The 14,462-nt window shown below is 72.6% G+C and carries 15 protein-coding genes and 1 riboswitch; of the genes, 14 read left to right on the top strand and 1 reads right to left on the bottom strand.

Going from position 1 to position 14,462, the window contains the following annotated elements:
- The 14 genes from paaC to ACWCQK_RS00890 all read left to right on the top strand — a co-directional run bounded on the left by paaC (nucleotide 1) and on the right by ACWCQK_RS00890 (nucleotide 13,117).
- Complete coding sequence (gene paaC, locus ACWCQK_RS00955; protein WP_451150438.1) at nucleotides 1–852, top strand: 1,2-phenylacetyl-CoA epoxidase subunit PaaC; 852 nt, start codon at nucleotides 1–3, stop codon at nucleotides 850–852.
- The gene (gene paaD / locus ACWCQK_RS00950; protein ID WP_451150436.1) at nucleotides 846–1,373 is read left to right on the top strand and encodes a 1,2-phenylacetyl-CoA epoxidase subunit PaaD; all 528 of its coding nucleotides are present in this window, start codon (nucleotides 846–848) and stop codon (nucleotides 1,371–1,373) included. The genes paaC and paaD overlap by 7 nt, the downstream gene beginning before the upstream one ends.
- Entirely contained in the window at nucleotides 1,373–2,482 is a 1,110-nt protein-coding gene (gene paaE / locus ACWCQK_RS00945) for a 1,2-phenylacetyl-CoA epoxidase subunit PaaE (RefSeq protein ID WP_451150434.1), read from the top strand. The genes paaD and paaE overlap by 1 nt, the downstream gene beginning before the upstream one ends.
- 200 nt (nucleotides 2,483–2,682) lie before the next feature.
- Nucleotides 2,683–2,793: a putative leader peptide gene (locus ACWCQK_RS00940; protein ID WP_451150432.1), complete on the top strand. Its 111-nt coding sequence runs from the start codon at nucleotides 2,683–2,685 to the stop codon at nucleotides 2,791–2,793.
- A gap of 134 nt (nucleotides 2,794–2,927) precedes the next feature.
- Nucleotides 2,928–3,833 (top strand): glutathione S-transferase C-terminal domain-containing protein, encoded by a 906-nt coding sequence (locus ACWCQK_RS00935; protein ID WP_451150430.1) that lies wholly within the window; start codon nucleotides 2,928–2,930, stop codon nucleotides 3,831–3,833.
- Between the two features lie 67 nt (nucleotides 3,834–3,900).
- Nucleotides 3,901–4,010: riboswitch (SAM riboswitch) on the top strand.
- 384 nt (nucleotides 4,011–4,394) lie between these two features.
- Nucleotides 4,395–5,372, top strand: a complete 978-nt coding sequence (locus tag ACWCQK_RS00930; protein ID WP_451150428.1) for an amino acid ABC transporter permease — start codon at nucleotides 4,395–4,397, stop codon at nucleotides 5,370–5,372.
- Nucleotides 5,369–6,163 (top strand): amino acid ABC transporter ATP-binding protein, encoded by a 795-nt coding sequence (locus ACWCQK_RS00925; RefSeq protein WP_451150426.1) that lies wholly within the window; start codon nucleotides 5,369–5,371, stop codon nucleotides 6,161–6,163. Before ACWCQK_RS00930 ends, ACWCQK_RS00925 begins: the two co-directional genes overlap by 4 nt.
- A 97-nt stretch (nucleotides 6,164–6,260) precedes the next feature.
- Nucleotides 6,261–7,286, top strand: a complete 1,026-nt coding sequence (locus ACWCQK_RS00920; RefSeq protein ID WP_451150424.1) for a transporter substrate-binding domain-containing protein — start codon at nucleotides 6,261–6,263, stop codon at nucleotides 7,284–7,286.
- Nucleotides 7,287–7,361: 75 nt separating this feature from the next.
- On the top strand, nucleotides 7,362–8,078 hold the full coding sequence (locus tag ACWCQK_RS00915; protein ID WP_451150422.1) for a GNAT family N-acetyltransferase: 717 nt from the start codon (nucleotides 7,362–7,364) through the stop codon (nucleotides 8,076–8,078).
- Nucleotides 8,079–8,133: 55 nt separating this feature from the next.
- Nucleotides 8,134–8,220 carry a putative leader peptide gene (locus ACWCQK_RS00910; RefSeq protein WP_451151754.1) on the top strand — a complete coding sequence of 29 codons (87 nt, stop codon included), beginning with the start codon at nucleotides 8,134–8,136 and terminating at the stop codon, nucleotides 8,218–8,220.
- A 72-nt stretch (nucleotides 8,221–8,292) separates the two neighbouring features.
- On the top strand, nucleotides 8,293–9,501 hold the full coding sequence (locus ACWCQK_RS00905) for an LLM class flavin-dependent oxidoreductase (RefSeq protein ID WP_451150420.1): 1,209 nt from the start codon (nucleotides 8,293–8,295) through the stop codon (nucleotides 9,499–9,501).
- An 18-nt stretch (nucleotides 9,502–9,519) separates the two neighbouring features.
- The gene (locus tag ACWCQK_RS00900; protein ID WP_451150418.1) at nucleotides 9,520–10,896 is read left to right on the top strand and encodes an NtaA/DmoA family FMN-dependent monooxygenase; all 1,377 of its coding nucleotides are present in this window, start codon (nucleotides 9,520–9,522) and stop codon (nucleotides 10,894–10,896) included.
- A complete protein-coding gene (locus ACWCQK_RS00895) occupies nucleotides 10,893–11,972 on the top strand; it encodes an LLM class flavin-dependent oxidoreductase (protein WP_451150416.1) in 1,080 nt (359 codons plus the stop codon). The genes ACWCQK_RS00900 and ACWCQK_RS00895 overlap by 4 nt, the downstream gene beginning before the upstream one ends.
- 14 nt (nucleotides 11,973–11,986) lie before the next feature.
- Nucleotides 11,987–13,117 (top strand): LLM class flavin-dependent oxidoreductase, encoded by a 1,131-nt coding sequence (locus ACWCQK_RS00890; protein WP_451150414.1) that lies wholly within the window; start codon nucleotides 11,987–11,989, stop codon nucleotides 13,115–13,117.
- 182 nt (nucleotides 13,118–13,299) lie between these two features.
- Here ACWCQK_RS00890 and absR1 read toward each other — a convergent pair whose 3' ends face one another.
- Nucleotides 13,300–14,385 (bottom strand): beta-glucuronidase AbsR1, encoded by a 1,086-nt coding sequence (absR1, locus tag ACWCQK_RS00885; RefSeq protein WP_451150412.1) that lies wholly within the window; start codon nucleotides 14,383–14,385, stop codon nucleotides 13,300–13,302.
- Nucleotides 14,386–14,462: the final 77 nt, after the last annotated feature.

Raw genomic sequence — 14,462 nt, 5'->3', positions numbered from 1 at the left:
ATGAGCGACGACCACGTCTACCTGAGCCTCGCCGAGGACCACGGGGACGACGCCCGCTGGGCGTTCGGCACCGGGTTCGAGGACCCGCTGCACGGTGTGGACACCACCGTGCCCGCCGGCGTGGACGTCGCCGAGCTGGCGGCCTGCTGCCTCGCGCTCGGCGACGACGCCCTGGTGTCCGCGCAGCGGCTCGCCGAGTGGACCACCCGCGCCCCCGAACTGGAGGAGGAGGTGGCGCTGGCCAACATCGGCCTCGACCTCCTCGGCCAGACCCGCCTGCTGTACGCGCGCTGCGGCCAGGTCGACGGCAGCGGCCGCGGCGAGGACGCCTACGCGTACTTCCGTGACGCCGACGCCTTCCACAACGTACGCTTGGCCGAACTCCCCAACGGGGACTTCGCGTTCTCGATCGTGCGGCTGCTGGTGCTGTCCGCCTGGCGCCTCGCCCTGTTCGAGCGGCTCGCCACGGCCCCCGACCCCGTGCTCGCGGCGATCGCGGCGAAGGGCGTCAAGGAGCTGACCTACCACCGGCAGTACGCCGCCGACTGGGCCGTGCGCCTCGGCGACGGCACGGACGAGTCGCACCGCAGGATGCGCGCCGCCCTCGTCGATGTCCTCCCTCACCTGGACGAACTGCTCGCCGCCGCACCGTGGTTCGGCATCGACGCGGCCGGCGTACGCGACGAGGTGACGGCGGTGCTCGGCCAGGTGCTCGACGCGGCCGGACTTCCCCTGCCCGAGGTCCCGGCGCTGTCCGGCGCGGGCCGCGACGGCGACCGCACCGAGCATCTCGCGCCCCTGCTGGCCGAGTTGCAGAGCGTCGCACGCGCGTACCCGGGGGCGACATGGTGACCGGGCCCGCCGTGCTCGGCGACGCCCGGCGGGCCCGCCGTATCGCCGCGCAGGTCCCGGACCCCGAGCTGCCCATGCTGACCCTGGCCGACCTCGGGGTGCTGCGGGACGTCGAGGTCGGCCCGGACGGGACCGTGGTCGCCAGCCTCACGCCGACCTACTCGGGCTGCCCGGCCATGGCCGAGATGCGCGCGGACGTGGCGGCCCGGCTGCGTGCCGCGGGCTACCCGCGCGTGGAGATCCGCACCGTCCTCGACCCGCCCTGGACGACCGACTGGATCACCCCCGAAGGGCGCCGCAGGCTCGCCGAGCACGGCATCGCCCCGCCCGGCGCGGCCCCCCGGCGTGCCGCCGGCCCGGTGCCCCTGGTGCTCCTGGCCACCCGGCGCACGGCGGTGCCCTGCCCCCGCTGCGGCGCGCTAGACACCGAGGAGACCTCCCGGTTCTCCGCCACGTCCTGCAAGGCGCTGTGGCGCTGCCTCGCCTGCCGCGAGCCGTTCGAGTACGTCAAGGAGATCTGATGGCCCCGACCGCCCCCGCCTCGGCCGTACGTCCGAGCCCGCGCCGCCGGCCGGCCTTCCACGCGCTGCGGGTCGCCGCCGTCCAGCCCTTGTGCGCGGACGCCGCCGCCGTCAGTTTCGAGATCCCCGACGAACTGGCCGCCGAGTTCGCCTTCGCGCCCGGCCAGTCGCTCACCCTGCGGCGCGAGATCGACGGGCGGGACGAGCGCCGCTCGTACTCGATCTGCTCCCCGGCCGGATCGGTGCCGCGCATCGGTGTGCGCGTGGTGCCCGGCGGGCTGTTCTCCTCCTGGCTGGTCGGCGAGGTGCGGCCCGGTGACACGGTCGAGGTGATGGCTCCCACGGGCGCGTTCACCCCCGACCTCACCGAGCCCGGTCACCACGTCCTGGTCGCGGCGGGTTCCGGCGTCACGCCCATGGTGTCCATCGCCGAGTCCGTCCTGGCCGCCGACTCCCGTTCGCGGGTCACCCTCTTCTACGGCAACCGGCGCACCGACACGGTGATGTTCGCCGACGAACTGGCGGACCTCAAGGATCTGTACCCGACCCGCTTCCAGCTCGCCCACGTGCTCTCCCGCGAGCCCCGCGAGGCCGAGGTGCTCTCCGGGCGGCTCGACGCCGAGCGGCTCACCGCCCTGGTCGGCGCGCTCGTCGACGTGCCGGGCGCCGACCACTGGTGGCTGTGCGGCCCGCACGGCATGGTCCGCGACGCCCAGCGGGTGCTGGCCGGCCTCGGCGTGCCCGGCGACCGCGTCCACCAGGAGCTGTTCTACGCCGACGACGAACCGGTGCGCGAGGTGCGCCACCACGAGGACGCCATCGAGTCCGGCCCGGTCAGCCAGGTCACCATCACCCTCGACGGCCGCTCCACCACCTCCGCCCTCTCCCGTGAGCGGTCCCTCCTCGACGGCGCCCAGCGGACCCGCCCCGACCTCCCCTTCGCCTGCAAGGGCGGGGTGTGCGGCACCTGCCGTGCGCTGGTCACCGAGGGCGAGGCGGACATGCGCCGCAACTTCGCGCTGGAGCGCGCCGAGATCGACGCGGGTTACGTCCTGACGTGCCAGTCGTTCCCGGTCTCGGAGAAGCTGACGGTCGACTACGACAGCTGAACACCCGCCGGGCCGCCGCTTCGTGACGTTTTCCGCGCGGCGGCCCGGACCCCACGGCGGAGGCGCGGGCGAGGCGCCCCGGCACGCGGACCGGCGGGGTCTCGCGGATGATTCCCGACCGCTGCGTGGACACCCTCTTGACGGCGGCCCGGGGCGGATCGACACTCCAGTGGGGAATCCTAGTGAACAGGTAGGGAAACATGAGGCGCCTTGGGCCGGTCACCGCGCGAGTGGGCCGTTCGCCTCTGCTGACCTCCCGCCGGCACATCGATCTGCAACGGGTGTGCAGCGCCATCAGCCCCCTGACCTGAGCCGGGCCACCACCGGCGTACCCACGGCGCCCGGCCGAGGAGGCCCGCGCCGGCCGTACCGGTGAGCACCCCGTTCCCCGTCCGACGTCGCTTCCGCCGCGCCCACGTCCACGCGCCCGCTCCAGGGGAGAGCCATGTCCGTCACACCTCAGGCCACCGTGTCGTCCGCCCGGTCCGTACCGTCCACCCGCGCCTTCCGGGGCCGCATCGGCCGGGACGCGCGCAGCGGGCACTACGCCGTGCCCCGCCGCTACCGTCTGCACCTGTCCACCGCCTGTCCCGACGGCCTGCGCATCGCCGTCACCCACAGCCTGCTCGGCCTCGCCGAGGACTGTCCGGTGACGCTTCTGCCGGCGGTCCCCGACTGTCCCGACGGCGGCCACGCCACACTGCGCCCGCTGTACGAGGCGAGCGCCCACCACTACACCGGACCGGCCCTCGCGCCCGTGCTCAGCGACAGCTGGTCGGGGCGGATCGTCAGCACCCACGCCCCGGACATCATGCGCGACCTGGCGCGCGGTTTCGGCGGCGGCCGTCCCGCGCTGTACCCGTGCGGTACCGAGGCGGAGACCGAGACCGTGCGACGGCTGTGCGCGCAGGGGATCGACGAGGCCGCGCAGCGCGCCGGACAGGCCGACGCCGGGGCGGCCGAGCGTGCCGACGCCCTCGACCTCCTGCTCGGCGCGCTCGGTACGCTGGACCGCCGCCTCTCCGGCCGGCCCTGGCTCGTCGGCGACGAACTCACCGCCGCCGACGTCGAGTTGTGGGTGACGCTGGTCAGGCTGGACACCGTGCACCGGCACCACCTGGACGCCGCCGCCGTGCACCGCCTCGTCGGCCACCCGGCCCTGTGGGCCTACGCCCGGCGCCTGGCCGCCCACCCGGCCTTCGGCGCCCACCTCGACCTCGACGGCATCGCCCGCCGCCACCACGCCCACTGCCGCGGCCTGGAGGCCGCCGGATCGGCCGTCCAGATCCTGGACTGGGCCGCCCACGCGGCGGGCCACGGCGGCACCCGGCCGCAGGTCGACCGGCCGTGAACCGGTCCGCCAAGTGGACGGGCGTTGACATACGTTCGGGCGACTGACCTAACATACGGACCAGATCGGTCATGAGCGTCAGCGACAAGCCCTGGCTTGCTGACCGGCAACCCTCGCACCGCGGTGGGGTGCCCCAGGTGACGACCGGACCGGATGACGTTTCGGTAAGCGCGAGGCCCCACGGGCCGGAAGAGTGACGGTGACGGACATGTACGCAGCTGTGAGGACGGCCGCCCGCCGTGCCCAGGGCTGCGTACGGCCGTACGCCCGCCCACTCGTCGTCGACCGCGCCGTCGACCTGCTCCGCGTGAACAGCGCACTGTGTACCGCACCGGGCCGTGCCCGCTGTCGGGGCTGACTCCGCACACCGCCCCGACCTCGCGTTCCTGACGAACACCGCCCGCGCGGTGTGCCGTTGTCCGCCTCGCCCCGGTTCTTCGCACGCATCCGTGCGCCGTGCCCGCGTACGCCTCCCGGAGTGGCTCCCGCCACCCTGCCGCGGCCGTGAGCAGGCCCACGCCGGCCGTGAACCGGGGTGTCCGACTCCCGCCGGAGCCCTTCATGAGCGAACCCCCAGGCGCCGTCACCCTCGCCGCCGCACCCATTACCGACACTCCGTCAGAAAAGCTCACCGCACAGCGTGTTCAGTCACTGCGCAGGCCCGGACGGTGGATCGCCACCGCGGTCGCCCTGGTCCTGATCGCCCAGTTCGTCCACGGCCTGGTGACCAATCCCTTCTACCAGTGGGACCGCTTCGGCTACTGGTTCCTGCGCCCGACGATCCTCGACGGACTGCTGATCACCCTCGAAGTGGCCGCCTACAGCGCGGTGCTGGGCCTCCTCGGCGGCATCCTGCTGGCCCTCGCCAGACTCTCGAAGAGCCCGGTGCTGCGCGCCGCCAGCTGGACCTACGTCTGGGCGCTGCGCTCCATCCCGCTCATCGTGGTGCTGCTGTTCCTGTACAACTTCTCCGCCCTGTACCGGACGTTGAGCGTCGGAGTCCCCTTCGGCCCCGCCTTCTTCTCCTTCGACGAGTCCCGGCTCGCCACCGACATGGTGGTCGCCGTCATCGGCCTGAGCCTGAACGAGGCCGCCTACGCCGCCGAGGTGGTGCGCGGCGGCATCCTCTCCGTCGACCAGGGCCAGCACGAGGCCGCCTCGGCCCTCGGCCTGCCCAAGGGCTACCAGTTCCGCAGGATCGTCTTCCCACAGGCACTGCGCTCCATCACCCCGAACTACGTCAACCAGCTGATCGGCCTGATCAAGAGCACCTCACTGGTCTTCTACGTCTCGCTGCTCGACCTGTTCGGCTCCGCGCAGAGCATGGGCTCCACCTACCCCGGTGACATCGTGCCGCTGCTCCTGGTCGTCACCGTCTGGTACCTGATCCTCACGAGCCTCGTGTCCGTCGTCCAGTTCTACGTCGAGCGGTACTACGCCCGGGGCGCCACGCGCTCCCTGCCGCCGACCCCGCTGCAGAAGCTGCGCACCGGCCTGCGGGACCTTCGTGACCGTGCGCGCAGGGAGACCGCCGTATGACCACCGAGACGCTCACCACCGCCGAGGCCGCGCCCGCCGCCGTCGAGGTGCACGACGTGCACAAGTGGTACGGCACCCACCGGGTGCTGGACGGAGTCGACCTGACCGTACGGCCCGGGGAGGTCACCGTGATCCTCGGCCCGTCCGGCTCCGGCAAGTCGACCCTGCTGCGGGTCATCAACCACCTGGAGAAGCCGGAGATCGGCCACGTCAGCCTCAACGGCGAACCGATCGGCGTCCGTCGGCACGGCGGACGGCTGCGCGAGCTGAGCGAGCGCGCGATCCTGGCCCAACGCGGCCGTATCGGCTTCGTCTTCCAGAACTTCAACCTCTTTCCGCATCTGACCGTGCTGGACAACGTCGCCGCCGCGCCGGTGGCGACCGGGAAGCTCGGCAAGGCCGCCGCCCAGGCACTGGCCCGCGAACTGCTCGACCGGGTAGGCCTCGCCGACAAGGCCGGCGCCTATCCGCGTCAGCTGTCCGGTGGCCAGCAGCAGCGCGTGGCCATCGCCCGCGCCCTCGCCCTGCGTCCCGGCGTGATTCTCTTCGACGAGCCGACCTCCGCGCTCGACCCCGAACTCGTGGGCGAGGTCCTCGCCGTCATCAAGGATCTGGCGACCAGCGGCACCACGCTGGTGATCGTCACCCACGAGGTCGGCTTCGCCCGCGAGATCGCCGACCGGGTCGTCTTCATCGACGGCGGAAAGATCGTCGAACAGGGACCGCCCTCCGAAGTGCTCGACAAGCCCCGGCACGAGCGCACACGGGACTTCCTCAGCAAGGTGCTCTGACCCCGCCTCGGCCCCGGCTTCCCCCCACACAGCACCACCCCTGCGTCTCCTCAGTCCTGCCTCATCAGCTTCCGCCCCTCAGCGACAAAGGACGGCCATGCCTGCCCACTTCACCCGACGCAGCCTCCTCCGTGGCATCACCGCGGCGACCGCCGCGGCCACCCTCGCCACCGGACTCGCCGCCTGCGGCGGCGAGAGCGACGCCGCCACCACCACCGACAGCGCCGCCTCGGGCAGCGTGACCCTCGGCCGGGTCTCCAACGGCGCCGCCCAGGAGACCACCGTCAAGGTCTCCGAGGTCAAGTCCATCAGCGCCCAACTGCCCGCCTCCGTACGCAAGAGCGGCACCCTGGTCATCGGCAGCGGCACCCTGCCCTCGGGCTCCGCCCCGCTGGGGTACGTCGGCAGCGACCAGAAGACCCTCACCGGCTCCGAGCCCGACCTCGCCCGCCTGGTCGCCGCGGTGCTCGGCCTGAAGCCGGAGGTGAAGAGATTCACCTGGGAGAACCTCTTCGTCGGCATCGACAGTGGCAAGGTCGACGTCGCCTTCACCAACGTCACCGACACCGAGGAGCGCAAGAAGAAGTACGAGTTCGCCTCCTACCGCCAGGACAACCTCGCCTTCGAGACGCTGAAGTCCGCCGGCTGGAAGTTCGACGGCGACTACGCGAACCTCGCGGGCAAGACCGTCTCGGTCGGCGCGGGCACCAACCAGGAACGCATCCTCATCGCGTGGAAGAAGAAGCTGGAGAGCGAGGGGAAGAAGCTCACCATCAAGTACTTCCAGGACGCCAACAGCACCTACCTTGCGCTCAACAGCGGCAAGATCGACGTCTACTTCGCCCCCAACCCGAGCGTCGCCTACCACGTCACCCAGACGGCGAGCACGAACACGCCGACCGCCAACGCGGGCACGTACTCCGGCGCGGGCGCGTCCCTCCAGGGTCTGATCGCGGCGACCGCCAAGAAGGACAGCGGCCTCGCCAAGCCCCTCGCCGACGCGATCAACCACCTCATCGACAACGGCCAGTACGCCAAGTGGCTGGCCGCCTGGAACCTCTCCAACGAGGCCGTCGCCAAGTCCGAGATCGACCCGCCCGGCCTGCCGCTGACCGACTCCTGACCGGCGCGGGGAGGACCCGCGCTCCCGCGAGCCGAGCCGGCTCGGCCGAATCCGTGCAGGAAGGACCCCGCCTCCGTGGCCCGCCCGCCCCACCCGCACCCGCTCGACAACGCCGTCTGGGCCGCGCTCACCGGCCCCCACGCCCACCTCGCCGAACGGTTCGGGCGCGCCGCCCGCTACCCGGCCGACGTCTACGCCTTCGCCGCGCTCGCCGACCCCACGGACCCGGCCGCCTGGGACGACCTGCGCACCCTCGTCGGTCCCGGAACCGCCGTGACGATCAAACCGGTCGACGGGGTCCCGGCCGGCTGGGAGACCGTCGGCGGGGGAGTGGGCGTCCAACTCGTCGCCACCGAGACGCTGTTCACCGAGGCCGCCCCGGAGGCGGTCCGGCTCGGCCCCGCCGACGTGCCGGAGATCCTCGACCTGGTCGCCCGTACCCGTCCGGGCCCGTTCCTGAAACGGACCGTCGCCCTCGGCACCTACCTCGGCATCCGGCACCAGGGTCGGCTGATCGCCCTGGCCGGCGAACGGCTCCGGCTGCCCGGCTGGACCGAGATCAGCGCGGTCTGCACCGACCCGGACCACCGCGGCCGGGGCCTCGGCACCCGGCTGATCCGCGCGGTCGCCGCGGGCATCCGGGACCGCGGCGACACCCCCTTCCTGCACGCCGCCGCCGACAACACCCCGGCGATCCGCCTCTACGAGTCCCTCGGCTTCACCCTCCGCCGCCGCTCGACCATCCTGTCGGTGCGCGCACCGGGAACAACCGGTGAGGTCGAGGCGTTGTGAGCCAGGACGAGTCGTACCGCGCGTGTGAGCACGCCCTGACGAGGGAGGGACGAACGTGATCGGCACACCGCGTTCCGCGCACCTCCACTCCCGGCAGCACATCGACCTCCAGCGCGTGGCCGGCGCGCTCTGTTGCTCCTGACCCGTTCCCCGCCTGGCCCGCCCTGTCGCGTGCGGCCGGCTCTCTCGTACGGACCTCCAGGAAGGCACCCCCGTGTCCTCGACTCCCGCTGCTTCGCCCTCCCTCCATCTCGCCGTCGCCCTCGACGGCACCGGCTGGCACCCCGCCTCCTGGCGTGATCCGGCCGCCCGCCCCCGTGAGCTGTTCACCGCCGGATACTGGGCCGGCCTGGTCGCCGAGGCCGAGCGCGGCCTGCTCGACTTCGTCACGATCGAGGACGGCCTGGGCCCGCAGTCCTCGCACTTCCTCGACCCGGACGAGCGCACCGACCAGGTCCGGGGCCGCCTCGACGCCGTACTCGTCGCCTCCCGGATCGCCCCCCTCACCCGCCACATAGGCCTGGTGCCGACCGCGGTGGTCACCCACACGGAGCCGTTCCACCTGTCCAAGGCGATCGCCACGCTCGACTACGTGAGCACCGGCCGGGCGGGCCTGCGCGTCCAGATCACCGCCCGGCCGACCGAGGCCGCCCACTTCGGCCGCCGCACGATCCCCCGCATCGAGGCCTACGACGCCCCGGCCACCCGGGAACTGGTGGCCGACCTCTTCGACGAGGCCGCCGACCACGTCGAGGTGGTGCGCCGCCTCTGGGACAGCTGGGAGGACGACGCGGAGATCCGGGACGCGGCCACCGGACGCTTCATCGACCGCGACAAGCTGCACTACATCGACTTCGAGGGGCGCCACTTCAGCGTCAAGGGCCCCTCCATCACCCCGCGTCCGCCCCAGGGCCAGCCGCTGGTCACGGCGCTCGCGCACGACACGGTCCCCTACCGGCTGGTGGCCCGCGCCACCGACGTCGGCTTCGTCACCCCGCACGACGCCGGCCAGGCCCGCGCGATCGTCGCCGAGATCCGCGCCGAACAACTGGCCGCCGGGCGCGCCGCCGAACCGCTGCACGTCTTCGGCGACCTGCTGGTCTTTCTCGACGACGACCCGGCCGAGGCCGCCGCCCGCCGCGACCGCCTCGACACCCTCGCGGGCGAGGAGTTCACCGGCGACGCCCGCGTCTTCACCGGGACACCGACCCAACTCGCCGATCTGTTGCAGGAGTTCCAGGCGGCCGGGCTGACCGGGTTCCGGCTGCGGCCCGCCGTCGCCGGGCACGACCTCCCGGCGATCACCCGGGGTCTCGTCCCCGAACTGCAGCGCCGCGAGGCGTTCCGGCACGCCTACGAGGCCGACACCCTGCGGGGGCTGCTCGGCCTGACCCGCCCCGCCAACCGCTACGCCGCCGCCTGAGCGGGAGGGAGACCGACGATGACCAAGCCCCTGAAGCAGATCCACCTGGCCGCCCACTTCCCCGGTGTCAACAACACCACCGTGTGGAGCGACCCGAAGGCCGGCAGCCACATCGAGTTCAGCTCCTTCGCGCACTTCGCCCAGACCGCCGAACGCGCCAAGTTCGACTTCCTCTTCCTCGCCGAGGGCCTGCGCCTGCGCGAACAGGGCGGCGAGATCTACGACCTGGACGTCGTGGGCCGCCCCGACACTTTCACCGTGCTCGCCGCGCTGGCCGCCGTCACCGACCGCCTCGGACTGACCGGCACCATCAACTCCACCTTCAACGAGCCCTACGAGGTGGCCCGGCAGTTCGCCAGCCTCGACCACCTCTCCGCCGGCCGCTCCGCCTGGAACGTCGTCACCTCCTGGGACGCCTTCACCGGCGAGAACTTCCGCCGCGGCGGCTTCCTGCCGCAGGAGGAGCGCTACTCCCGCGCCAAGGAGTTCCTCGCCACCACCGGCGAGCTCTTCGACTCCTGGGTCGGCGACGAGATCCTCGCCGACCAGACCACCGGCGCCTTCCTGCGCGACGCCGCGGCCGGCGCCTTCGCCCACCACGGGCAGCATTTCGACATTGAGGGCCGCTTCAACGTCCCGCGCTCCCCCCAGGGCCGTCCGGTGATCTTCCAGGCCGGTGACTCCGACGAGGGCCGCGAGTTCGCCGCGTCGACCGCGGACGCGATCTTCAGCCGGTACGCCGCCCTCGATGCGGGGCGGGCCTTCTACACGGACGTCAAGAGCCGCCTCGCGAAGTACGGCCGCCGCCCCGACCAGTTGCTGATCCTGCCCGCCGCGAGCTTCGTCCTCGGCGACACCGACGCCGAGGCGGAGGAGATCGCCCGCGAGGTCCGCCGCCAGCAGGTCAGCGGGGCAACGGCGATCAAACACCTGGAGTTCGTCTGGAACCGGGACCTGTCCGGGTACGACCCCGACGGCCCGCTGCCCGACATCGACCCGGACCTCGGCGAGCACACCATCGCCAGGGGCCGCGCCCAGGTGCGCATGTACCGCGACCCGCTGGCCACCGCCCGCGAGTGGCGCGAACGGGCCGCCGCCCACGGCTGGTCCATCCGCGACCTGGTCATCGAGACCGGCAACCGGCAGAACTTCGTCGGCTCCCCGACGACCGTCGCCAAAACCGTCAACGACTTCGTGCAGGCCGACGCCGCCGACGGCTTCATCCTCGTTCCGCACATCACCCCGACCGGCCTCGACGCCTTCGCCGACCGGGTCGTCCCGCTCCTCCAGGAACAGGGCGTCTTCCGCACCGACTACGAGGGCACCACCCTGCGCGACCACCTCGGCCTCGCCCACCCGGACGACGACGCCCGCGGCGCGCGGGAGGCGTCGTGAGGTTCCTCGCCATCACGCTCATCGTGCACCGCCCGGACCCCGTCACCGGGGTGCTGAAGCCGACGCACGAGCGGTTCCGCGAGGTCGTCGACAACGCCCTGCTGGCCGAGGAACTGGGCTTCGACGGGTTCGGCGTGGGGGAGCGGCACGAGTACCCGTTCATCTCCTCCTCGCCGCCGGTCGTCCTCAGCCACCTCGCCGCGCTGACGAAACGCATCCGGCTGTTCACCGCGGTGACCACGCTCAGCCTGCTGGACCCGGTGCGGGCCTACGAGGACTACGCCACCCTCGACCACCTCTCCGGCGGCCGGCTGGAGTTGATCATCGGCAAGGGCAACGGAACCGCCCAGCGCGACCTGTTCCACGTCACCCCCGACGACCAGTGGGAGCGCAACGCCGAGGGCTACGAGGTGTTCCGCCAGATCTGGCGCCAGGACCGGGTGACGGCGGCGACCCGCTTCCGCCCGCGCCTGGAGGACGCCGAGGTCTGGCCGAGGCCGTACCAGCAGCCGGTACGGGTCTGGCACGGCAGCGCCACCAGCAAGGAGTCGGTGGACCTCGCCGCCCGCTACGGCGACCCGCTCTTCTCGGCGAACGTCACCCACCCCGTCGAGCCGTACGCCGAGTTGATCCGCCACTACCGCGAACGCTGGGAGCACTACGGCCACGACCCGGCCGCCATCGCGGTCGGCGCGGGCACGGCCGGTCTCCATGTCGCCCGCACCTCGCAGGAGGCGCTGGCCGCGTACCGGCCGGTGTTCGAGAGCAACCTGGCGTTCCAGCGGAAGACGGGCCTGCCCGTGGTCTTCGAGACCCTGGACGACTTCGTGGCCCGCAGCTCCGCGCTGATCGGCAGCCCGCAGCAGGTCATCGAGAAGGTGCACCGCTACCACGAACGGCTCGGCCACACGGTGGTGCATCTGCACGCGGACGCGAGCGGACTGACGGAGCATCAGCACCGCGATTCGCTCGCGCTCTTCCAGTCCGCCGTCGCCCCCGTGCTGCGGCGCGAGATCCCCGACCCGCCCTTCGCCTGGGGACCGGTGTTCCCCGTCCCCGAGCCCGCCGACCACTGAGGAGCAGCAGGCCCATGTCCTCCGGCACACCCCTCGGCGTTCTCGACCTGGTCCCGATCCCGACCGGCTCCACCGCGGCCGACGCCCTGCGCAACTCGATCGACCTCGCCCGGCGGGCCGAGAGATTCGGCTACACCCGCCACTGGTTCGCCGAACACCATCTCAACCCCGGCGTCGCGGGTACGTCCCCGGCGGTCGTCATCGCGCTGACCGCCGCCGCGACCTCCACGATCCGGCTCGGTTCGGGGGCCGTCCAGCTCGGCCACCGCACCGCCCTGTCCACGGTCGAGGAGTTCGGCCTGATCGACGCCCTGCACCCGGGCCGCCTCGACCTGGGCCTGGGCCGCTCGGGCGGGCGCCCACCGGGACAGCCCGCGGCCCCGCCGCCGACGGCGACCCCCGTGGTCGACGGCAGGGCACCCAACGGCCTCGTCATACCGCCCCGGTTCTCCTTCGAGCAGCTGCTCGGCTCGCCCCGGATCGCCCTCCAGCGCGGGCTGCTCCTGCTGCCGGGCGCCGCGTCCCAGGACTACGCGCAACAGATCGACGACATCCTCGCCCTGCTGGCCGGCACCTACCGCTCCCCGGAGGGCGTCGAGGCCCACGTCGTGCCCGGCGAGGGCGCCGACGTCGAGGTGTGGATCCTCGGCAGCAGCGGCGGCCCGAGTGCCGAGACGGCGGGCGCGCGCGGCCTGCGCTTCGCCGCGAACTACCATGTCAGCCCGGCCACCGTGCTGGAGGCGGTGGACGGCTACCGCGCCTTCTTCCAGCCCTCCGACCACCTCGACAAGCCGTACGTCAGTGTCTCCGCCGACGTCGTCGTCGCCGAGGACGACGAGACGGCCCGCGAACTCGCCGAAGGCTACGGCCCGTGGGTCCGCAGCATCCGCACCGCCGAGGGCGCCATCGAGTACCCGACGCCCGGACAGGCCCGCGCCCACGTGTGGACGGACGAGGACCGCGCGCTGGTCCAGGACCGCCTGGACACCCGGTTCGTCGGATCGCCCGCCCGGGTCGCCGACCACCTCGAACAGCTCCAGGAGGCCACCGGCGCCGACGAGTTGCTCATCACGACGATCACCCACGACCACGCGGCACGGGTGCGGTCGTACGAACTGCTGGCCGAGGAGTGGCGGAAGCGGTGAACGGGCCCCGCCTCGCCCCTCCGGGCCGGTCCGGCGACCGGCGCGGAGCCGTGCCGGCGGCGACGCGCGCGTGACCCGGTGGCCGGGCCGAGGACGTCACCCTCCCCCGAAGGTGGCGTCCCCGGCCCTTTCCCCCGGCGCCGGACAGTGGTCTGCGCGCACGGGTCCCGCCGGTCGTGTGCTCACCAGCACATGACCGCCGTCTCGCCCGAACCCCAGGCGGAGTACAGGCGCACCCGGACGAAGTAGCGACGACCCTTGACGAGACGGGCCCTGACCGTGGCGTTGTGCGGGGTGCCCCCGTCGTCCTGGCCGCAGAGGAAGCGGGGCTCCCCGTCCCGCTCCTCGAAGACCACGACGACGGTGTCGCTGTCACCGAAGGTGCCCAGGGTGTACTCGCGGGTCTCTGGCGGCTCGACGACGAAATCGGCCTGACCGCCGGGCCCCAGACGCAGCGGCGCCGACCGGAACGGCACCAGCGCGGACGGCTGCCGCGCGCCTTGGGGCGGGTACCAGCGGAGCACGAACTCCTTGTCGAGGGGCGAGAGGCTGCCGGGCGGGTTCAGACCGCCGCGGAACTGCTCGGGCTCCAGGATCAGCCCCGACGGGAACGGATACTCCATGATCGACAGGGGGTCCCAGACCGAGCCGTTGACCTCGGCCGGGTCCAGCTTGCGCAGGATGTTGAAGAACGTGCGGTCCCGGCTCCAGTAGTTGGGCGAGCCCGCCAGATCGGCGTACACGGCCTCGTCGTCCCAGTGGATGCCGGCGAACGGGCTCTGGTGCTCGTGCAGCATGCCCAGCGCGTGCCCGATCTCGTGCAGGGCCGTCCCGCGCTCCCCGGGCGCGGTCAAATCCCACCCGAAGTTCATGGTGCGCTCGCTCAGCCCGACCCGGAGCGCGTCCCTGCCCACCGTCGACCAGGAGCCGTCGCCGAGCTGGAACCCGATGCGCAGTTCGGCCTCGGAGCGGTCGCCGACCTCGGCGAAGGACACGCCGATACCGAGGTCCTGCCACTCCCGGAAGCACTCGCGGACCACATCCTGCTGCTCCTTGGCGCCGACCCACGACACCCACCGGGTGCCCGCGCCGCCCGGTACGGCGATCACCGACCCGTCGGCCTCGCCGTCGAGGAAGCAGTAGTGCATGACCGTGCCGTTGACCCACATCGGACGTCCGCCGACGAGCGCGCTGATCCGCTCGGCGGTCAGCCCGGCCGGGAAGGCGGGGGCCGACTGCTGCGCGAGGGAGCAGTAGCGAGCGGTCATGGACCCAGCCTGCCGACCGCCGCGCGCCGGGCGCCTGAGTCGGGGGCTACTCAAGTCCCCCTGTATCAGGGGTGAGT

The organism is Streptomyces sp. NPDC002306 (assembly GCF_053593435.1).
The sequence above is the reverse complement of the archived record's forward strand: the minus strand, read 5'-3'. Positions and strand labels throughout refer to the sequence as shown.